This window comes from Roseateles sp. GW821-FHT09G03 (genome assembly GCF_059416045.1).
On sequence record NZ_JBWKOK010000004.1, the window covers coordinates 209,431 to 230,508 of the forward strand.

A 21,078-nucleotide genomic window follows, 5' to 3' on the forward strand; every position below is an offset into this window, starting at 1 on the left:
CCTGTGTGGCGTCGTCCTCGAAAGCTAGCACCTGACGGGCGGCATGCACAGCCCCGGCGACAGGGGGCAGCGTGGAACGCGCTCAGGGCGGAAGGTCGGCAGGGACCGCATCCGCGGCGTCCGCATCCGGCTCCGCGCTGCTCGCAGGCAGATCGGCGAGCCATGGCGCGATCGGCAACGCCGGGCGGACACCCGCCCCCGCCGGCACACGCAGCCAGTAGCGTCGACGCGTCGCCCGTTCGCACTCGTCGATCGGCGATGCCCGTCGGTCGCTGCGCCAGCGCCATGCCCCGCAGTCGACCGTGTTGAGCAGCAGCGCGTCGGCGGCGAGGTAACGCGCCACGACGTCCGGCTTCGGATGGCCGAAGCGGTTCAGATACCCCGACTGCACCGCCGCCACGCGCGGCGCGACCGCGCGCACGAACGCCGCCGTCGAGGAGGTCCGGCTGCCGTGATGCGGCACGACCAGGACCTCGGACCGCAGGCCGTCCTCGCCATCCTCGCGCACCAGACGCGCCTCCTGCGCCGCCTCGATGTCGCCGGTCAGCAGCACGCGGCGGCCGGCGGCCTCGACGCGCAGCACGCACGAACCGGCATTGCGCCGGGCCTCCTTGCGCTTCTGGCCCTGATCGCCAGCCCTGCCCGTCTCGCCTGCCTCGCCCGGCTCGCCGTCCGCGATCGGCCACAACACCTCGAAGCGCACGCCGTCCCAGGTCCATCGCTGCCCGCGCCGGCAGCCCTCCCCGCCTGGCACGGCGCCGAGCCGCCGCTCGACCGGCATCGCCGCGAGCAGGCTCGCGGCGCCGCCCACGTGGTCCTGGTCCGCGTGGCTGATCATCAAGACGTCCAGTCGCCGCTCGCCGAGCCCGTACAACAGCGGCAGCAGCACGCGCTGTCCGGCATCGGAGCCCGGCCCCCACGACGGGCCGGCGTCGAAGACCATCGTGTGCGCCTGCGTGCGCAGGATCGTGGCGCCGCCCTGGCCGACGTCGGGCACCCAGAGCTCCAGCTGATCCGGCGCGGGGCGCTCGATCACCGGCCAGAACATCGGCACGCACAGCGCGAGGCCGCCGAGCCGCAAGCGCCACGGCCACGGCATCGCGAGGGCGGCGCCGCCGGCCAGGCCCAGCGCTTGCGCCCAGGCCGTCGGCCACGGCAGATGCCAGACTGCCAGCGGAAGGACGCGCAGCGCTTCCAGCATCGCGTTCATCAGCGCGACGCACCAGGCGCCGAGCGTCCACAACGGCGGGCACAGCGCGCCCAGCATCGCCAGCGGCGTGATCACGTACGAGACCAGCGGAATGGCGAAGGCATTCGCCACCAGGCCCACGATGGACAGCTGCTGGAACAGCAGCAGCGTCAGCGGCGCAAGACCGAGCGTCACCACCCACTGCGTGTGCCAGGCGTTGCGCAGCGCGCCGCGCCAGCCGGGATCGGCGCGATGGTCCGCGGCCATCAGCAGCGCGACGGCGCAGAACGACAACCAGAAGCCGGCCTGCGTCAGCGCCCACGGGTCGGCGGCGCACACGCCGGCGGCCGCCGCGCAGAGGCTCATCGGCCACGGCCAGCGCGCGCCGGTCTGGCGCAGCAGCGCGAGGATCGCGAGCAGCCCCACCGTGCGCTGCGACGGCACGCCCCAGCCGGAGAACAACGCATAGAGCCCGGCTGCGACGACGCCGATCCACATCGCCGCGCGCGGCGCCGGCAGCCACAGGCACAGCCGCGCGCTGCGCCGCCAGGCCCAGCCGGCCGCGGCGCCGGCGAGCCACGCGAACATGGTCACGTGCAGGCCGCTCACGCTCAGCAGGTGCGAGACGCCGGCATCGCGGTACAGCCCCCAGTCGGCGGCGTTCACCGCACCCTGATCGCCGAGGCTCAGCGCGGCGAGCACACCCGCGCCGCGGCGGTCGCGCCGCTCGCTCAACTGGCGGTCGATCGCGTCGCGCATCGCCTGCCGCAAGGCGTCGACGCTGAAGCCGCTCCCCTCCAGCCGTTCCTGCCCCTTGCTGCGACAACTGCCGGCGGCGGGCAGGTCCTGGTCGAGCATCCACAGCGCCTGGTCGAAGCCGTGCGGATTCATGAGGCCATGCGGGCGTCGCAATTTGACGTCGAGGCGCCACCGCTCGCCGGCGCGGGGCGGGAACGGCATCTGATAGCAGGACAGCAGCACGCGCGGCGGCGCACCGGCGCCGATCGTGGGAGATTCCACGTCGAGGATGAAGCGCCAGCCCTCGACACCGCCGATGCCGTCCGTGCGCTGAGGAAGGCTGGCGACGCGGCCGGTGAGCGTCATGACCTGGCCCTCGATGTCGACGGCAGGCACCTCGGCCATGCGCAGGCCGGCACGCGATGCAGTGAGCCCGGACCCGGCGATCGCCGCGAGCATCGCCCACGTCAGCCAATGGGTCCGCGCCTGGCGTGCGAACGGCAACGCCATCGTGAACACCAGCGTCACGGCGATCGCGGTCCACGCCCGCCAGGCGCCGGGGCCGGGCAGTTCCGGGAGGACGTGGACCAGCCCCATGCCGAGCAGGGCCGCGAGCGGGGCCAATGTCCAGCGCCATGCCGGGGTGTAGGATTCCCGGCGATTTTTTCCACTTCCGCGCAGATCCCCATGAGCACTTCCGTCTACGACCGCCTGACCCAACTCGGCATCGAACTGCCTCCGGTGGCGGTGCCCGCCGCGGCCTACGTGCCGTTCGTCCGCACCGGCAACCTCGTGTTCCTGTCCGGTCATATCGCGAAGAAGGACGGCAAGCCCTGGGTGGGCCAGCTGGGCAAGGACACCGACACGGCGACCGGCCAGAAAGCCGCGCGCGCGATCGCGATCGACCTGCTGGGCACGCTGCACGCGACGGTCGGCGACCTGAACAAGGTCAAGCGCGTGGTGAAGCTGATGAGCCTGGTCAACAGCACCGGCGACTTCACCGAGCAGCACCTGGTCACCAACGGCGCCTCCGAACTGATCGGCGAAGTCTTCGGCCCCGAGAAGGGCGCGCATGCCCGCAGCGCCTTCGGCGTGGCGCAGATCCCGCTCGGCGCCTGCGTCGAGATCGAGCTGATCGCCGAGATCGCCGACTGATGCGCGCCCTGACCGCCTCGCGCGTGCTGGCCTTCAGCGCGCTGGTCTCGCTCGCCGCCGTGGCGGCGGCCCTGGTCGCGCAGTACCAGTTCAACGTCAAGCCGTGCCCGTGGTGCGTGATGCAGCGGGGCATCTTCCTGCTGATCGCGCTGGTGAGCGCGCTGGGCTGGGTGCTGCAGCGCGTGGGTTTCGCGCGCGTGCTGGCGCTGCTGCTGTCGGGCGCGCTGGGCGTGGCGGGCCTGTTCGCCGCGGGTTACCAGCACGAGGTTGCCTCCAAGCTGGCCAGCTGCGACATGACCTTCGCGGACCGCGTGCTGACGATGTTCAAGCTGGAAGATCGGATCCCGAGCATCTTCATGGTCACGGCCAATTGCAGTGAAGCGTCCGCGTACACGCTGCTCGGTCTGCCTTACGAGATCTGGAGCGGCGCCCTGTTCACCTTGATCGCGCTGCTGTGTCTGCTGACGCTCAAGCGCGGAGCCGTCCATCGTCGGTGAGACGACCGCCGATGTCTTTGAGATCGATCAACCTGTCGGGAGTTCCCACATGAAACGAGTCACTGGCATCGGCGGCATCTTCTTCAACGCCAAGGATCCGGCGGTCCTGCGCGATTGGTACAAGACGCATCTGGGCGTGGACGTCCAGGCGTGGGGCGGCGCGGCGTTCACGTGGACGGACGAGGCGGGCCAGCCTACGGGCGGCTCGACGATCTGGTCCATCGGCGCGGCCGAGGGCGGCGACGGCTTCGGGCCGAACAAGGCGCCCTTCATGATCAATTACCGGGTGGCGGACCTCGCGTCGCTGCTGAAGGCGCTGCGCGACGAGGGCTGCAACGTCCTTGAGAAGACCGACGACTCGGAGTACGGCAAGTTCGGCTGGGTCATCGACCCGGAAGGCAACAAGGTCGAGCTGTGGGAGCCGCCGGCGGGGCAGTGAGAACGGTCGGCTGACGCTGGCCGGTCACCTCCCCGTCACACCCTCCCGGCAGCATCGCGGGCTTCGCCCTTTTGATCTCTCCGGGAGACCCGCATGGACCGCCGCCTCTTCCTCCACGCCAGTACCGTTCTTGGAGGCGCTTCGCTGCTGACGCTGCCTGGCGCGCATGCGCAGGCCCCCGCCGTCATCACGCGCGACGCGAAGCGGCCGCAGATGCCGCACGGCATCCAGTCCGGTGATCCCATCGCCGACGGCGCCGTCGTCTGGACCCGCGGCGACCGCCCGAGCCGGCTCTGGCTCGAGTGGTCCACCACCGCCAGCTTCGCCAACCTGCAGCGCGTGCGCGGGCCTCATCTGCTCGAGGACTCCGACTTCACGGGCCGCGTCGACCTGCGCGGCCTGCCCGCCGGCCAGGAGATCTTCTACCGTGTCGTCCTGCAGGACCTGCACAACGAACGCGTCCTCTCCGAGCCCGTCGCCGGCCATCTGCGCCTGCCGGCCGCCTTCGGCGCGAAAGGCGTCCGCGACGTCCGCTTCGCCTGGAGCGGCGACACCTGCGGCCAGGGCTGGGGCATCAACGAGCAATGGGGCGGCATGAAGATCTACGAGCAGATCCGCCGCATCAATCCCGACTTCTTCCTGCACAGCGGCGACACCATCTACGCCGACAGCCCCATCCCCGCCGAGATCAAGCTCCCCGACGGATCGCTCTGGCGCAACGTCGTCACCGAGCAGACCAGCAAGGTCGCCGAGACGCTCGACGAATACCGCGGCCGCTACCGCTACAACCTGATGGACGCCAACGTCCGCCGCATGTCGGCCGACGTGCCCCAGATCTGGCAGTGGGACGACCACGAGGTCACCAACAACTACTCCGACAGCAAGGACCTCTCCGGCGACGCCCGTTACACGGAGAAGAACATCCCGCTGCTCGTCGCCCGCGCCACCAAGGCCTTCCAGGAATACGCGCCCATGCGCCGCTTCGGCGACGTCGAGGGCGAACGCATCTACCGCCACCTGCCGCAGGGTCCGCTGCTCGACGTCTTCGTCGTCGACATGCGCAGCTACCGCGGCCCCAACAGCGCCAACCTCCAGACCGAGGAGAACGCCGACAGCGCCTTCATGGGCCGCCCGCAGATCGCGTGGCTGCTCGACGGATTGAAGCGTTCGAAGGCGGTCTGGAAGGTCATCGCGGCCGACATGCCGATCGGCCTGCACGTCAACGACGGCAAGGACGCCGAGGGCCGTGACAAGTGGGAAGCGATCGCCAACGGCGACGACGGCGCGCCTCGTGGCCGGGAACTGGAAATCGCGCGTCTGCTCAGCGAGATCAAGCGCCACCAGCTGCACAACATCGTCTGGCTCACCGCCGACGTGCACTACACCGCCGCGCACTTCTTCGATCCCGCCAAGGCGAAGCACACCGACTTCCTGCCCTTCTGGGAATTCGTTTCGGGCCCGCTCCACGCCGGCGGCTTCGGCCCCAACAAGGCCGATGGCACCTTCGGCATGCAGGTCGCGTATCAGAAGGGGCCAGGCATTGCCAATGCCGCTCCCGCGCCCGACACGCAGTTCTTCGGCCAGGTCGACATCGACGCGAAGACGCGCGCGATGACGGTCACGCTGAAGGATCTGGAAGGTTCGACCCTCTACAAGAAGACGCTCGAGCCGAAGCGCACCTGACGCCTCAAACCCGCTCCATCACCCGCAACACGCCCTGCATCGGCGGCAACTGCGCCACCATCGACACGAGGTCGCGGATGCTCTCGGTCGCTGTCTTCGCCCGCACGCTCGCGATCTGCGTGCGCACGGTCGAGATGGCCACCCCGTGGCGATGCGCGATCTCCTGCGGCTGCAGCCCCGAGCAGAGCGACTGCAGCACCTGCAGCTCCGCCGCGGTCAGTTGATGCTCCCGTGCGAAGGCGAGCATCGGCAGCTCCCCGCACAGGTTGCGTTTGCCGAGCACCACCATCGCCTGGGACGGGCGCCCTTGCCCGTCCTGCAGCGGCAGCACCGACAGCGACAGCCTCCCCGGACCACGCCCCAGACAGATGAGATGCCGCAGCCCGCGCTGCACATCGGCGAGCGCGCTCTCCAATCGCAATTGATCGTTGCGCTGCGACGCGATCAGCTGGCCGTCGACGATCTGCAGCGGCGACGTGTCGTCGAGCTGCCGTCGCGCGGTGCTGTTGGCATACAGCAGCTGCCCCTCGCCGGCGACGAGACAGACCCCGAGGTCGATCTCCTCCAGCGCGTGGCGCCACCATCGATCCGGCGATCCCCGCCGGCGTTCCGGCCCTCGATAGGACATCAGCCGGCCCAATTCCGCGGACCTCCCCAACATTCCGTCCATCTCAGCCTCCCTGGTCGGGCCATGCGTGGATCGCGCCCCTCGACTTGCGCTCGGTCTTGTTGTCGATGTCTGTGCGTGGGGGCGTCGTCGAGATGTTAGGAGAACGTCAGGGTCTTGCGTAGCAGAACATGACGGACGGGGCCCCCTAGGGTTGGGGGAACCGGCGATGTCGGGTTCGGCGTGGTTATTCCGGGAGCCCTCCGGGCGCGGAGAAACCCGTATCCATCGGGACTATCCGCGATCCACCATGGTGCGTCAGGCCATGAAGCCGAGGTCCACGCCGCCGAAATTACCGATGTTGGGCAGCACCGTCTTCAACTCGGAAGGCGGCACGCCCATCCACAACGCGAGCGTCGAGGCGAGCTGGTCCACCGACGTCGTCGGCAGCAGCCGGCCCTGGCCGACGTCGTCCGGCCCGTTCACGCTCACCGACGGCGCCGTGCCGTAGAAGCGTCCGCCCCTGACCGCGCCGCCCATCACCAGGTGATGCGAACCCCAGCCGTGATCCGTGCCGTCGCCGTTGCTGCTGAGCGTGCGGCCGAAGTCCGACGCGGTGAACGCCGTGACCTTGTCCGCCATGCCGAGTTCCTGCAGCGCCGCGTCGAAGCTCGCCAGCGCGCCGCCCACCTGCTGCATCAGCACCGGGTGCCGCGTCGTCAGGTTGTCGTGGAGGTCGAAGCCGCCCACCGACACGAAGAACACCTGCCGCGTCGTCCCGAGCGAGGCCCGCGCCGCGATCAGACGCGCCACCATGCGCAGCTGCTGCGCGAGCGCGTCGGTGGCGAAGGCCGTCGACATCGACGCGCCGCCCGCCAGCGCGCCGGTCAGCGTCGACTGCAGGTCGATCGAGCGCGCGGTGACGCGGTTGAGTTCGCCCTCCATCGGATGGGCGCGTTCCTCGGTGATCAGCGACTTCATCAGGTTGGCGCAGGCCGACGAGCCGAACAGCGAGCTGCCGATGCCCGCGATCGCCTGCTTGCCGCCGACGCCCATCTGGTACTGGAAGGCGTTGTCGCCGGCCTGGAAGATCGCGTTGCCCGAGATGTTGATGCAGGTCAGCGCCGAGCGTCCGTTGGACGACAGCATGAAGTCGGCCATGCGGCCGCCCCACCCGGTGCGCGCGCCTTCGACGTTGGACGATTGCCAGAGGCTGGACTGGTCGTTGTGCGAGAACAGCTTGGGCGGCAGCGGCACGGCGCCGGACTTGTACTGGGCGAGCGTGGTCGGCGCCATCAGCGTGCCGATGTTGAGCATCACGGCGAGCCGGCCGGCGTCGAAGACCGGCTTGACCGCCGACAGCCCCGGCGCCAGCGCCATCTGCCGGCCGTCGGGCAGCGCGAGCGTCGGCGACAGCGCGGTCGCCGCGAGCGCGTCGCGCCCGATCGCCAGCGTGGGCCGGATCGCCGTGTAGGCCTGGTGGCTCACGGCGTCGTAGGGGATCACGGTGTTGCCGTGGTCGTTGCCGCCGTACAGGAACACGCACACGAGCGCCTTGTAGTCGCCGCCGGCGGTGGCGGCCGCGGCATCGCCGATCGCCCCGAGCTGCAGCGCCCAGGGCGCGGCCGTCGCGGCCACGGACGCGGCCGAAGCGCGCTTGAGGAACTCGCGGCGATGCAGCGAGGACAGCTTGGAAACATGAGCCATGAGAGGTCTCCGGTGACGGCCGCGCGATCGGCGCGGCGTCGGGTCATTTCTGGACTTGGTATTCGGGGCAGGCCAGCAGCAGCATCCAGCCCGCGCGGGCGCGGTTGAGCCGGCCGGCGTCGGTCGCCGCCGCGATCGTCCCGACCGCCGTCGCGATGCGCTGCTGCGTGGCGTCCGACACGCCGCCGCCGCCCAGCAGCAAGGCCTGGCGCGCCACCATCGCGCGCGCATCGGCGGCAAGCGCCACGTCGGCGCTGAAGTCCGGCTTGGCATCCCCGAGACCGTCGCTCAGCATCTTCTGCATGAAGTTGAGATAGCCGGTGACCGTCACCTCGTTGACCAGCTGGAACTCCGGCGCCGTCACGCCCGCCGCCGTCATCGACGAGCTCGGCGGGACATACCCCGGGCGGAAGAAGTTGAAGACCGACGGACTGAAGAACGGGCTCTGACCCAGCCGCGTTTCCGCGTCGGTGGTCTCGAAGATGCTCCACTGCCCCGCCGACGTCAGCGCGACGTTGCGCGCCACCTGGACGAAACGCAGCACCGGCTCGCGCAGCTTGCCGGAGCTGGTGACGCCGGCCTCGGTCAGGCGGGCCTCGGGATCGAGCAGCACGGCGCGCAGCACGGCCTTCAGGTCGCCGCGCACGCCCTGCCCGTTGTCGTTGAACACCTGCGCGACGCGCTGCACATAGGCGCCGCTCGGGTTCGAGCAGACGAAGCGCTGGATCAGCTGCCGCCCGAAGAACGGGCCGACGTTCGGGTGGTTCGCCAGCGTGTCCAACGCCTGGCGCAGCGCCGTGGGGCCGTCGGCACCGGCGGCGATGGTCGCGCCCAGCACCGTCTTCGCGCCGGTGGAGAAATTGGCCGCGCTGTGCACCATCGGGCGGCGCATCACGCCGTACTCGGGACCGCCGCTGTTGCCGGCGGTGTCGAAGTCCCAGCCGGTGAAGGCCCGCGCCATCTGCGTGACCGTCGTCTGGTCGTAGGTCTCGACCGGTCGGCCGCCGCTGGTCTGCACCGTGCCGTCGAGGTTCAGCTGCACCAGGCCGATGGTGAACAGCTGCATCACCTCGCGGGCGAAGTTCTCGTCGGGCTGACGGCCCTTGCCGTCCTCCTTCCTGCTGCCGCGCATCGCCAGGAAGGCGCCCATCGCCGGCGACAGCGTCACTGCCTCCAGCAGTCCGCGGAAGGTGCCGAAGGCGTTCTCCTCCAGCAGGTCCGCATAGGCGGTCATCGCCAGGGTGCGCCATGGGAAATCGAAGCTCTGCGCCGAGACGACGAAGATCTCCGACAAGGCCAGCACCATGCGCTGGCGCAGCTGGTCCGGCGAGCTGATGAACTTGCGCCAGACGGAGTTGTAGAAGCCGTTGTAATAGAAGTACTTGTTGGCCTCGATCGCATAGCCGTTGCGGACCACCCAGTCCCAATGGGACTCGGTGCGCGGCGCGAGGAACTGCAGGTCCAGCCAGGCGTTGTAGCCGACGGACTTCAGCGTGGCGATGTCGGCCTCGCTCGCGGCGAAGCCGGCCTGCGCGAGGAAACGCGCGGCCTGGGCGTCATTGGGCAGCGGCAGCCCCGCGCCCGCGACGGGCGCCGGGGAGGGTGCCGGCGCCGGAGCGGGCGCAGGGGCCGGCCCCGGGGCCGGTGACGGTGCGGGAGCGGGCGTGCCGTCGGGCGTCGGCACGGAGCCGGACGGAGCGGCCGGCGAATCGCCGCCGCCTCCCCCGCCGCCGCAGGCGCTGAGGGCAGCGGCAGCCGCGGTGACGGCTGCGGAAGACCAGGGGAATCGGAACATGGTGGGGTGCGTCGGTACTGCTGACGGCCGCGACTCTAGAGAGTCCCACCGCGGAAATCAGCATCCGATCCGCAACAGCGGAAAGGCCCGGAAACGCATCCGGTTACCGTGCCGTTCGACCTCGACAGTCGTCCGTTTCCCCCGTGATCATCGGCACTCCCGTCGATCGACCGGTATTTTTTCCGGCTTCGTCGACCATCCCGTGCGGGTTCTCACGACCTGACCCTCAGGCCATGCCGACGCGTTCGCGACGCGACCTTTTTCCGCCGTTCCCCACGGCCCGCCGACCTCGCCCGATGTAATTGGCAGGGACAAACCCGCCAGTCCCAACGATCGCCCGTGAGATGTTCGAAATCAGGCCGCAAAGAGCCCGAGGTCTTTCTGGGTGAAGTTCACGATGCCCGGCAGGATCCCCGGCAGGTCGGCCGCCGGCACGCCCATCCACAGCGCCAGCGTGGCCGCGAGCTGGTCGACCGAGGTGGTCGGCAACAACCGGCCCTGGCCGACGTCGTCGGGCCCGTTGACGGCGACCGTCGGCGCCGCGCCGTAGAAGCGCCCGCCCTTCACCGCGCCGCCCATGACGAGGTGGTGGCTGCCCCAGCCGTGGTCGGAGCCGTCGCCGTTGGAGCTCAGCGTGCGGCCGAAGTCGGACGCCGTGAAGGTGGTGACGTTCGGGGCGACACCGAGCTCGGCCAGCGCCGCGTCGAAGCTGGCCATCGCGCTGGCGACGTTGCCCAGCAGCACCGGCTGCTGCGACATCAGGTTGTCGTGCAGGTCGAAGCCGCCGATCGAGACGAAGTACACCTGCCGCTGCACGCCCAGCGAAGCGCGGGCGCCGATCAGGCGCGCGACCGTCTGCAGCTGGGCCGCCAGGCCGTTGCCGTTGGTCTCGAACGGCGTCTGCAGCGTGGTGGTGGCCAGCGCAGTGGTGATGGTGCCCTGCGCATTGACCGAGCGCGCGGTCACGCGGTTCAACTCCTGCTCCATCCAGTGCTGGCGCTCGCCGGTGATCATGCCGCGCAGCGCTTCCGCGCAGGCGGCGGAACCGAACAGCGAGCGGTTCGCGCCGTTGATGGCGACGGCGCCGCCGCTGCTCATCTGATACTGCACCGCCTGGCCGCCCGACATGAACACGGCGTTGCCGGACACGTTGATGCAGCTGAAGGTCGCGTTGCCGTTGCTGGACAGGAACTGGTCGGCCAGCCGGCCGCCCCAGCCCGAGGTCGCGCCCTCGGGCCGCGACGACTGCCACAGGCTGGACTGGTCGTTGTGCGAGAACAGCTTGGGCGGCAAGGGCACGCTGGCGGCCTTGTACTGCGCCAGCGTCGTCGGCTGCATCAGCGGGCCGATGTTGAGCATCACCCCCAGCCGGCCGGCGTCGAAGACCGGCTTGAGCCGGTTCATCGTCGGCGCGAGCGCCATCTGCCGGCCGTCGGGCAGCGCGAGCGACGGCGTCAACGCCGTGGCGGCGAGCTGATCGCGCGGGATCGCCAGCGCCTGGCGGATGTTGGCGTAGGCCTGGTAGTTCGCCGTGTCATACGGGATCACGGTGTTGCCGTAGTCGTTGCCGCCGTACATGAACAGGCAGACGATGGCCTTGTAGTCGCCCGGCGCGGCGGCCGCGGCGGCCTCGCCGATGGCGGCCAGCTGCAGCGCCCAGGGCGCGGCCGTGCCGGCGATGGACACCGCCGACGCGCGCTTGAGGAATTCGCGACGGCGCAGCGCGGGAAGCTTGGAGATGTGGGTCATGGTCGGCTCCGCTCGGCTGGTTATTTCTGGACCTGGTATTCGGGCGCTGCCAGCACCATCAGCCAGGAGGCCTTGACGCGGTTCAGCCTGTTGGCATCGGTGTCGCCCTTGATCGTGGCGACGGCGGTGGCGATCGTGGTGATCGTGGCCTCCGAGATGTCGCCGCCACTCATCAGCTGCGCCTGGCGCCGCACCAGCGCGGGCACGTCAGCGGCCAGCGCGATATCGGCGGTGTAGTCGGGTTTCATGTCGCCGACGCCGTTGCCGATCAGGCCCTGCATGTAGTTCAGGTAGCCGGCGACGGTGCTCTCGTTGCAGAGCTGGAACTCGGGCGCGGTCACGTTGTTGGTGCCCAGCTGCGAGTTGGGCGGCACATAACCGGGCCGGAAGAAGTTGAAGACCGAGCCGCTGCGCATCGGGCTCTGGCCCAGGCGCGACGACGGGTTGCTGGTGTCGCCGATGGCCCAGAGGTCGCCGGGCGAGCTCAGGCCCACGGTGCGCGCCCACTGGATCATGCGTTGCAGCGGTTCACGCAGCTTGCCGGCGCTGGGCGCGGTCGAGCGCGTGCGGGCCTCGGTGTCGAGCAGGATCGCGCGGATCACGGCGCGCATGTCGCCGCGCACGCCCTTGCCGTTGTTGTCGAAGACGGCGGCGACGCGTTGCACATAGGCGGGGCTCGGGTTCGAGGCCACCAGACGCTGGATCAACTGCCGGCCGATGAACGGGCCGACGTTGGGATGCGCGCTCAGCGTGTCCAGCGCCACCTTCATCGCGGCGGCGCCGTCGGCCGTCGCGGGGATGACGGTGTCCAGCACCTTCTTCTCGCCGGTGGAGAAGCGCGACGCGTTCTGCCGCATCGGACGCTTCATGTAGCTGAAGTCGAGGCCGTCCACGTCGGAGGAGTCGACATCGAAGTCCCAGCCGGTGAACACGCGCGCCAGGTCGGTGATCTGCTGCAGCGTGTAGGTGTCGACGGTCTTGCCGCCGACCATCTTGGGCGTGCCGTCGGCGTTGAGCTGGTTCAGGCCGATGGTGAACAGCTGCATCACCTCGCGGGCGTAATTTTCGTCGGGCTGGCGGCCGGTCTTCGGGTCTTCCTTGCGGTTGCCGCGCATGGCCAGGTACACGCCCATCGCCGGGGACAGCGTCACGCCTTCGATCAGGGCGCGGAAGCTGCCGAAGCAGCGTTCCTCGAGCATGTCGACGTAGCCGGCGGTGGCGAACTGCGGCCACGCGATCGGCAGGCCGTTCATCGAGACGACGAAGATCTCCGACAGCGCCAGCACCACGCGCTGGCGGAGCTGATCGGGCGAGGAGATCAGCTTGCGCCACAAGCTCGCGTCGACGCCGTCCAGGCTGTAGCGGTTGGCCTCGGCGCCCTTGCCCTTGGCCACGAGCCAGTCGTAGTGGCTCTGCGTGCGCGGCGCGTCGAACTGTTGATCCAGCCAACGGGCGACACCGGACGTCTTGACGCTGGTCAGGTCCGCCGCGCTGGCGGCAAAACCGGCCTGGCCGAGGAAGCGCGCGGCTTCAGGCTCGGTCGTGGGAACGTCGGTCTGGGGATTGCTGTCGGGGCCGGCGGCGCTGTCCCCGCCTCCTCCACCACCGCCACAGGCGGCGAGCAGCGCCGCGGCAGCGGCAGCCGCCAAGGCGGCCGTCGTGCCGATGGCTGTGGTGTCTTCAACGACGCGATCGTCGTCGGGCAGTGCGGGCGGTGCGAAGTGGGTGGTGGCGGCGGCAGTCATCTCGGCATCGGCTCCAAGCAGCGGATGCGGGATGGTGGCGAGGGCCGGACTTCAATTCACCGTCATTCGTACAACTTGTGAAAGGCGCGGCAACAGGCCGTTGCGGTGTGACTTATTCACGCGCGAAAGTTGTCAGGGTCGGATAAAGGCGGGAAACGAACTGGAAACAATCGCCTGCGCGTTGGCAGGCGGGGTGCCTGGGGTCACATCTTGCGGGAGGCCAGGCGCGGGCACTCCACGGTGCAGGGGGCATCCCTCCGGGAACCCCCAGCACCATTCCGGCCCCACCCCCGCTCGCTGCCCAAGGGCCTGGGGAGTGCGAGTGGCAGGGCTTGCCACGAGCGGGGCCAGGTCTTGCTCAGACCAGCGTGACGCCGGTCTTGCTCTGGACGAACTCGCGGGTCACTTCCGGGGCGAGTTCGACGAGCTTCAGGCCCTGCGGGGTCACGTCCATCACGGCCAGGTCCGTGATGATGCGGTTGACGACGCCGACGCCCGTCAGCGGCAAGGTGCAGCTCGGGATGATCTTCAGGTCCTCGGTGCCGTCCTTCTTGCGGGCGACGTGCTCCATCAGCACGATCACGCGCGGCACGCCGGCGACCAGGTCCATCGCACCGCCCATCCCCTTCACCATCTTGCCGGGGATCATCCAGTTGGCGAGGTCACCGCGCTCGCTGACCTGCATCGCCCCCAGGATGCTGAGGTTGATCTTGCCGCCGCGGATCATCGCGAAGCTGTCATGGCTGCCGAAGATCGACGAGCCTGGAATCGTGGTCACCGTCTGCTTGCCGGCGTTGATCAGGTCGGCGTCGACCTCGTCGTCCGTCGGGAACGGACCGATGCCGAGCATCCCGTTCTCGCTCTGCAGCCACACTTCCTTGTCGGCCGGCACGAAGTTCGCCACCAGCGTCGGAATGCCGATGCCGAGGTTCACGTAGAAGCCGTCTTCGAGTTCCTGCGCGGCACGGGCCGCCATCTGGTCTTGGGTCCAGGGCATGTCTCTCTCCTCAAGCCGCGGGGCGGATGGTGCGCTTCTCGATGCGCTTCTCAGGATTCGGGTTGTGCACGATGCGGTGCACGTAGATCCCGGGCAGATGGATGCTGTCGGGATCCAGCTCGCCGACCTCGACGACCTGCTCCACCTCCACCACGGTGACCTTGCCGGCCATCGCGCAGGCCGGGTTGAAGTTGCGCGCGGTGCGCCGGAAGATCAGGTTGCCGCTCTTGTCGGCGATGTGCGCCTTGACCAGCGCGACATCCGGATTGAGCGCGCGCTCCATCACGTACTGATGGCCGTCGAATTCGCGGATCTCCTTGCCCTCGGCCACCAGCGTGCCGACGCCGGTGCGGGTGAAGAAAGCCGGGATGCCCGCGCCGCCGGCGCGCAGCTTCTCGGCCAGCGTGCCCTGCGGCGTGAACTCGAGTTCGAGTTCACCGGCCAGGTACTGGCGCTCGAACTCCTTGTTCTCGCCGACGTAGCTGGAGATCATCTTCCTGATCTGCCGCGTCTCGAGCAGCTGGCCCAGGCCGAAGCCGTCCACGCCCGCGTTGTTGCTGATGACGGTCAGGCCCTTGGTGCCGCTGTCCCGCAGCGCCGCGATCAGCGCCTCCGGAATGCCGCACAGGCCGAAGCCGCCGACGGCCAGCAACTGGCCGTCCGCCACGATGCCGTCCAACGCCGCCTTGGCGTCGGGGAAAAGCTTGTTCATCCGATGTCTCCTGCTTGCCGTTGAATCACGGGTTTCAGAACTGGTCCAGAACCGGTCGGCCAATCTACTACGTAAGGCATTACGTAAGCGGTACGTAGAATTGATTAACTGCTCCCGCGCAGCCATCCCGCCACCGAGTCCCCGAAGGAAGCCCGATGACCCTGCCCCCGGACGCCCTGTCCCTGGACGCGCTGCGCGCGCAGATCCCGAAGATCTTCGCGCCCTGGATCGTCGCACTCGGCCTCGAACCCGTCCATGCGGAAGACGGCCTGCTGCGATTGACGATGCCGGTCGCGCCGGAGCTGGTCCACGTCGGCGGCGTGATGTGCGGGCAGGCGTCGATGGCCGCGGCCGACACGGCGATGGTGCTGCTGATGATGCGCGAGCTGGGCGAGTTCCGCCCGATGACGACCGTCCAGCTGCAGTCGACCTTCATCCGCCCGGTCTCGGGCGCGCGCTGCACGATCGAGGCGCGCCTGCTGCGGCGCGGCAAGAACCTCGCGTTCGGGCAGATCGACCTGCTCGACGAGCAGGGCCGGCTCGCCGTCCAGTCGACGACGACCTACGCGCTGTTGTGACGCCAGCCCCATGAGCCTCGACTACCGCACCGCGTTCGACCAGGCCCCGATCGGGCTGGTGATCTCCGAGCACCGCCTGATCAAGGACTGCAACCGGCTGGTGCTGGAGATCTTCGGCGCGCAGCGCGAGCAGCTGATCGGCCACAGCTTCGCGCTGCTGTATCCGACCTCCGTCGAATTCGAGCGCACCGGCGAGCGCATCGTCGCCAGCCTCGATGCCGCCGGCTATTACGCCGACGAGCGCGTGATGAAGCGTGTCGGCGGGCCGCGCGCGGGCGAGCTGTTCTGGTGCCACGTGTCGGGCCGCGCGCTGGATCCGTCGCAGGCGCATGCGAGCGGCATCTGGAGTTTCGAGGACCTGTCCGCGACGCGCCAGCTCAAGGCCGACCTCACGCCGCGCGAACGCGAGATCGCCGCGCTGCTGATCGAGGGCCTCACCAGCAAGCTGATCGGCCGCAGGCTCGGCGTGAGTCCGCGCACGGTCGATGTGTACCGCGCACGGCTGATGAAGAAATACGGCGCGGCCAGCACGCCGGACCTTGTCCACCGTCTGCTCGTGTCATGAGTTTTCCTGCGTGACGTATTCCCGGGCAAGGCCTGACGCCGCCGGAAAACGCCCTGGAATGTCCCCTTGCAACATCAAGGAAACCTCGTTGCAAGCGCTCACAAGATGCCTGGGAACCGCGATTCCGACGGCGTTCGCGCAAGACGTGACCCCGGATAGGCGATTTCATCGATGATTTGCGGGGCAACCCGGGGATGCGCACGTGATTTCTCACGCACAATACGCGCCGTCCGGCGTTAGTCGGGCCCTAACCGCAGAGTCAAACGAATGAACAAGACTGAACTGATCGAACACCTGGCTTCCAAGCACGAACTGACCAAGGCCGAAGCTGGCCGCATCCTGGAAACGCTGCTGGACGCGGTGGTGTCCACGGTGAAGAAGGGTGGCGCTGTTTCCATCCCTGGCTTTGGTGCCTTCAAGCAACACGCCCGTGCCGCCCGCACCGGCGTGAACCCCAGCACCGGCGACAAGATCAAGATCGCCGCCGCCAAGCTGCCGAAGTTCACCCCGGGCGCCGGCTTCAAGGCCGCCGTGGACCCGAAGGCTGCCGCTCGCAAGGCTGCCGCCAAGCCGGCCAAGGCCCCCAAGGCCGCCGCTGCCAAGCCCGCCAAGAAGGCCGCCAAGAAGTAATCCACTTCTGGCGCATGCCGATCGCCACGCCCGCTCCGGCGGTCCTGGCGGTCCCGAACAAACCCGGCCTCTGCCGGGTTTGTTTTTTTGCTCCTACAGTTCCGACATGTCCGCCCCCGCGCCAGCCGCTGCGATCTCCCCAGCGCCCACCCTGCGTGTGCTCTCGCTCATCCCCCCGATGACGCAGCTCAACACGCCCTACCCGTCCACGGCCTACCTGACGGGGTTCCTGCGCTCGCGCGGGTTCCAGGCGGCGCAGCGCGACCTGGCGCTGGCGCTGGTGCTCAAGCTGTTCTCCCGCGACGGGCTGAAGCGCGTGCGCGCCGCCGTGCACGCGATCCCGCTGCCGGACCGCGGCATCGCCTCGCGCCATTTCGACGAATCCTTCGACCGCTACTTCGCCACGATCGCGCCGGCGATCGCGTTCCTGCAGGGCCGCGACCCGACGCTGGCGCACCGCATCAACACGCGGACCTTCCTGCCCGAGGGCGCGCGATTCCAGACGCTGGAGGTCTACGTCGCCGAGGACGGCGAGGATCCGCTGGCCTGGGCCTTCGGCGCGCTGGGACTGCAGGACCGCGCGCGGCACCTGGCGACGCTGTACCTGAACGACCTGGCCGACGTGCTGCGCGAATCGGTCGATCCGCGTTTCGAGTTCGTCCGCTACGCCGAACAGCTGGCGACCAGCCAGCCGACCTTCGACCCGCTGCACGACGCGCTGAGCGCGCCGCCCAACCTCGTCGACGATCTGCTGCGCGAGCTGACGCTCGCCGCCATCGATGGCGAGCGGCCCGATGTCGTGCTGCTGTCGGCGCCCTTCCCCGGCGCGGTCTACGCGGCGCTGCGGATCGGCCAGACGATCAAGCGGGAGCGCCCGCACATCAAGATCCTGTTCGGCGGCGGCTTCGTCAACACGGAGCTGCGCGAGCTGACCGAGCCGCGCCTCTTCGACTACGTGGACTTCGTGTCCCTGGATGCGGGCGAGCGGCCGCTGCTGGCGCTGCTCGACCACATCGCCGGCAAGCGCAGCCGGCAGCGGCTGGTGCGCTGCTTCATCCGCGAGGACGACGGTGAGCTCGCGGGCCAGGTCCGCTACATCAACTTCGTCGAGCCGGACGTCCCCTTCGAGGACGTCGGCACGCCGACCTGGGACGGCCTGCCGCTGCACGACTACCTGTCGCTGCTGGACATGCTGAACCCGATGAACCGGCTGTGGAGCGACGGCCGCTGGAACAAGCTGACCATCGCGCATGGCTGCTACTGGAAGAAGTGCAGCTTCTGCGACATCACGCTGGACTACATCTCGCGCTACGAGGCGGCCTCGGCGAAGACGCTCGTGGACCGCATCGAGGCGATCGTCGCGGAGACGGGCCAGACCGGTTTCCACTTCGTCGACGAGGCGGCGCCGCCCAAGGTGCTGAAGGCGCTCGCGCAGGAGCTGATCGATCGCGGCGTCTCCATCAGCTGGTGGGGCAACGTGCGCTTCGAGAAGACCTTCACCCCCGAGCTCTGCCAGTTGCTGGCCGACAGCGGCTGCATCGCGATCAGCGGCGGCCTGGAGGTCGCGTCGGACCGCCTGTTGAAGCTGATGCAGAAAGGCGTGTCGGTCGAGCAGGTGGCGCGCGTGACGCGTGCGTTCACCGAGTCCGGCATCCTGGTGCACGCCTACCTGATGTACGGCTTCCCGACGCAGACGGTGCAGGACACCGTCGACGCGCTCGAATACGTCCGCCAGCTGTTCGAGAACGGCTGCATCCAGAGCGGGTTCTTCCATCGCTTCGCGTGCACGGTGCACTCGCCGGTGGGGCAGGATCCGAAAGCCTTCGGCGTGGAACTGCTGCCGCTGCCGCCCTCGCCGTTCGCGAAGAATGACGTCGGCTTCGTCGACCCGACCGGCACGGACCACGATGCCATGGGGGATGCGCTGAAGAAGGCGCTCTACAACTTCATGCACGGCATCGGCGTGGAGCAGGACGTGCGACGCTGGTTCAGCGTGCGAGTGCCCAAGCCGAAGGTGTCCAAGCAGTTCATCGCGGAAGCGCTCGACGTCTGAGGCCGCTTTCATCCGGGAGGATGAGCGCGGGCTCTCCACGGGGCATGGGGCACCCCTCCAGGGACCCCAAGCCCCATTCCGGCCCCACTGTCGCCCGCTGACCCCGGGCCTTGGGAATGCGATTGGCTCAGCGCATGCCGGCCGGCGCGATCATCGTCGCGGCAGGCACGGCATTCGTCGACGTCGTCGTGCCAGCACTGGGATCAGGCAGGCGCACCGGCCGGATGTCCAGCCGCACGTCCAGCAGCGTCACGTCCTTTCCGTCGCCGTCAGTGTCGATCCATCCCTGCGTGTCCGCACCGCGATAGAGCCGGAAGACAAACCCCGTACGGTCGCGATCGCCCTTGGCATCGGGACGGATGCGCGCGGCCATCGCGCGCACCTCGGCGGCGGGCGAGCTCAGCAACTCCGTCATCGCCTGGACGATGCGGTTGTCGCCGAGGATGTCCGGCTGGAAGCTGTCCACCGGCCCGCGTGAGGACACGGCCCCGCCTTGCGTCGAGGCACGGATCGGCACCGGCGAGCCGGCGGCCGTCTTCCTCGGCGCCGGCATCGTGACGCCGGAGCGCAGGTCGTGGCGGTCGCCGTTGTCGAGGTAGCTGAGCCGCGCGCCGCGCACGTTGAACATCCCCAGCGACGGATCGCTGCGCGCGTCGCGCAGGTCCACGAACAAGGCGCCCCGCCCGCCGATGACATCGATGCGATCGCCATGCACGACGGCGGCGCTGTTCTCCTCGACGCCGAGTCCGAAGCGATAACCCTTGGCCATCATCAGCGGCAGCATGCGGCCGATGCGTCCGCGCTTGAGGAAGTGCTGGTCGACGAAGAGCTCGTTGCCGACGAAGCCGAGTCCCTGATCGATCTCATGACCCTCGCGCAGCGTGCCGCGCATGACCTCCATGACGTTGAGGGCGTCGCGGAACATCACGCGGCTCATGATCGCCGCGCCCGCGCTGGTGCCGGCGACGACGCCGCCGCGGCGGTAGACGTCCCAGATGGCATCGAGCATCGCGGTGCGCCGCCCGTCGGGCTGCAGCGTGTCGACGATGAAGCCCTGCGCGCCGCCCGAGAAGAAGACGGCGTTGGACGCGCGCACCTTCGCGATCAGCTCGGGGTCGTTGAGGTTCTTCTGCAGGTCCGCGCCTTCGAGGCGCGGCGCGACGGGGATGTGCTCGGCCTGGGCGCCATGCTTCCTGAGCACGTCGATGATGAGCTTGGCGGAGAGTTCCGGATTGGCCGCGGCCGTGGCGAGCACGGCGAAGTGCGCCTTGCCGGGGCCGCCGGCCTCCTGAACGATGCGCTGCCAGACGGCGTCGTTGTCCATGCGCAGCGCCCCGCCGATGACGATGGCGGTCTGGGCCGAGGCGGCACCGGTGCCGAGCAGCGCCGCCACGGCGAGCAGCGCGCGGACCCGGATCGAGATCATGCGGAAGGCGTCCATGCCGCCTATCTTGCATATCGCATGCCAGATGGGAAGCAGGGACTGCCTTCAACCTGGGGATGCGAATGGGGAATTTGGCGTGTCCTCCCCTGAATGCAGGCACGCCGACCTGGGCGGACAGCGCACGATTGGCACTAGGCGCCCACGTGCTGCCGCTTCAAACAGCATCGGCGCGCAGATTCTGGAAGTGCGCCTGGATCGCCTCGTCGGTGCGCGTCCGCGTCTCGGCGAGCACCTCCGGGCCTCGCGCCGTTCCCTGGACCGAGAAGAAGTGGAGATCGAGCAGACCGATCTGCGCGAGCACCGTCCGCAGGTACGGGGTCAGGAAGTCCGGCTGTCGCGCGTCCGGGCCCGAGAACACGCCGCCGGACGCGATCGCGATGTAGACCGGCCGGTCCCGCAGCAGCGGCTGCTTGCCCTGCGGCGACAGCGCAAAGGTGCGGCGCACCCGCACGACGTGATCAATCCACGCCTTCAGCCCCGACGGCACCATCAGGTTGTGCATCGGTGTGCTGAGCACGACGAGGTCCGCCGCCTCGAGTTCCCCGATCAGCAGGTCCGACCGGGCGGCCGCACCCTGCGGCATGGGCTCGGCGGCGGACGACTGCGCCCGCGCGTAGTCCGCATCGATGTGGCCGAGGCTGCCGTCGCCGACGTCGCGCTCCAGCATGGCGACCGGCGCGTCGCACGCCAGGGTGTCGATGATCCTGCGGCCGAGCCGGTGGCTCTCCGCGGCGTGTCCGTTGGGACTGCAGGTGATGTGAAGGAGTTTCAGCATGCGAGGCAGTCTAGGGAGAT

At 69.1% G+C, this 21,078-nt stretch carries 18 protein-coding genes; 8 read left to right on the plus strand and 10 right to left on the minus strand.

The genetic code is table 11. The features are described from left to right. Positions 1-82: 82 nt before the first annotated feature. Complete coding sequence (locus tag AC07OZ_RS16390) at positions 83-2,551, minus strand: DNA internalization-related competence protein ComEC/Rec2 (protein WP_495468155.1); 2,469 nt, start codon at positions 2,549-2,551, stop codon at positions 83-85. A gap of 63 nt (positions 2,552-2,614) precedes the next feature. Between AC07OZ_RS16390 and AC07OZ_RS16395 the strand changes: the two genes are divergently transcribed. The 4 genes from AC07OZ_RS16395 (at position 2,615) to AC07OZ_RS16410 (ending at position 5,701) form a co-directional block, all read left to right on the plus strand. Then, positions 2,615-3,082 (plus strand): RidA family protein, encoded by a 468-nt coding sequence (locus tag AC07OZ_RS16395; RefSeq protein WP_495468156.1) that lies wholly within the window; start codon positions 2,615-2,617, stop codon positions 3,080-3,082. Further along, positions 3,082-3,579, plus strand: a complete 498-nt coding sequence (locus AC07OZ_RS16400) for a disulfide bond formation protein B (protein ID WP_495468157.1) — start codon at positions 3,082-3,084, stop codon at positions 3,577-3,579. Before AC07OZ_RS16395 ends, AC07OZ_RS16400 begins: the two co-directional genes overlap by 1 nt. Positions 3,580-3,628: 49 nt before the next feature. Next, positions 3,629-4,018, plus strand: a complete 390-nt coding sequence (locus tag AC07OZ_RS16405; RefSeq protein ID WP_495468158.1) for a VOC family protein — start codon at positions 3,629-3,631, stop codon at positions 4,016-4,018. A gap of 93 nt (positions 4,019-4,111) precedes the next feature. Beyond that, complete coding sequence (locus AC07OZ_RS16410; RefSeq protein WP_495468159.1) at positions 4,112-5,701, plus strand: alkaline phosphatase D family protein; 1,590 nt, start codon at positions 4,112-4,114, stop codon at positions 5,699-5,701. A 4-nt stretch (positions 5,702-5,705) separates the two neighbouring features. Here the strand turns inward: AC07OZ_RS16410 and AC07OZ_RS16415 are convergent, their stop codons facing one another. The 7 genes from AC07OZ_RS16415 to AC07OZ_RS16445 form a co-directional block, all read right to left on the minus strand. Beyond that, positions 5,706-6,329, minus strand: coding sequence for a helix-turn-helix transcriptional regulator (locus AC07OZ_RS16415; RefSeq protein ID WP_495468160.1), 624 nt, complete (start codon positions 6,327-6,329; stop codon positions 5,706-5,708). Positions 6,330-6,626: 297 nt separating this feature from the next. Then, the gene (locus tag AC07OZ_RS16420) at positions 6,627-8,015 is read right to left on the minus strand and encodes a DUF1501 domain-containing protein (RefSeq protein WP_495468161.1); all 1,389 of its coding nucleotides are present in this window, start codon (positions 8,013-8,015) and stop codon (positions 6,627-6,629) included. A gap of 43 nt (positions 8,016-8,058) precedes the next feature. Next, entirely contained in the window at positions 8,059-9,810 is a 1,752-nt protein-coding gene (locus tag AC07OZ_RS16425; protein ID WP_495468162.1) for a DUF1800 domain-containing protein, read from the minus strand. A 354-nt stretch (positions 9,811-10,164) separates the two neighbouring features. Continuing rightward, entirely contained in the window at positions 10,165-11,559 is a 1,395-nt protein-coding gene (locus AC07OZ_RS16430; RefSeq protein ID WP_495468163.1) for a DUF1501 domain-containing protein, read from the minus strand. A gap of 20 nt (positions 11,560-11,579) precedes the next feature. Then, positions 11,580-13,304: a DUF1800 domain-containing protein gene (locus AC07OZ_RS16435; protein WP_495468164.1), complete on the minus strand. Its 1,725-nt coding sequence runs from the start codon at positions 13,302-13,304 to the stop codon at positions 11,580-11,582. Positions 13,305-13,662: 358 nt separating this feature from the next. Beyond that, positions 13,663-14,301 (minus strand): 3-oxoacid CoA-transferase subunit B, encoded by a 639-nt coding sequence (locus AC07OZ_RS16440; RefSeq protein WP_495468165.1) that lies wholly within the window; start codon positions 14,299-14,301, stop codon positions 13,663-13,665. Between the two features lie 10 nt (positions 14,302-14,311). After that, a complete protein-coding gene (locus tag AC07OZ_RS16445) occupies positions 14,312-15,013 on the minus strand; it encodes a CoA transferase subunit A (protein ID WP_495468166.1) in 702 nt (233 codons plus the stop codon). 155 nt (positions 15,014-15,168) lie between these two features. Between AC07OZ_RS16445 and AC07OZ_RS16450 the strand changes: the two genes are divergently transcribed. From AC07OZ_RS16450 to AC07OZ_RS16465, 4 genes are all read left to right on the plus strand, one after another. After that, a complete protein-coding gene (locus AC07OZ_RS16450; protein WP_495468167.1) occupies positions 15,169-15,591 on the plus strand; it encodes a PaaI family thioesterase in 423 nt (140 codons plus the stop codon). A gap of 10 nt (positions 15,592-15,601) precedes the next feature. Next, positions 15,602-16,156, plus strand: a complete 555-nt coding sequence (locus AC07OZ_RS16455; protein ID WP_495468168.1) for a LuxR C-terminal-related transcriptional regulator — start codon at positions 15,602-15,604, stop codon at positions 16,154-16,156. Positions 16,157-16,423: 267 nt separating this feature from the next. Beyond that, complete coding sequence (locus AC07OZ_RS16460) at positions 16,424-16,786, plus strand: HU family DNA-binding protein (protein ID WP_067269564.1); 363 nt, start codon at positions 16,424-16,426, stop codon at positions 16,784-16,786. 106 nt (positions 16,787-16,892) lie between these two features. After that, positions 16,893-18,839 (plus strand): B12-binding domain-containing radical SAM protein, encoded by a 1,947-nt coding sequence (locus AC07OZ_RS16465; protein WP_495468169.1) that lies wholly within the window; start codon positions 16,893-16,895, stop codon positions 18,837-18,839. A 127-nt stretch (positions 18,840-18,966) separates the two neighbouring features. On the opposite strand, the gene AC07OZ_RS16470 is transcribed toward AC07OZ_RS16465, so the two are convergent. After that, positions 18,967-20,280 (minus strand): cyanophycinase, encoded by a 1,314-nt coding sequence (locus AC07OZ_RS16470; RefSeq protein WP_495468170.1) that lies wholly within the window; start codon positions 20,278-20,280, stop codon positions 18,967-18,969. A 157-nt stretch (positions 20,281-20,437) separates the two neighbouring features. Next, positions 20,438-21,058, minus strand: coding sequence for an FMN-dependent NADH-azoreductase (locus tag AC07OZ_RS16475; RefSeq protein ID WP_495468171.1), 621 nt, complete (start codon positions 21,056-21,058; stop codon positions 20,438-20,440). Positions 21,059-21,078 lie beyond the last annotated feature (20 nt).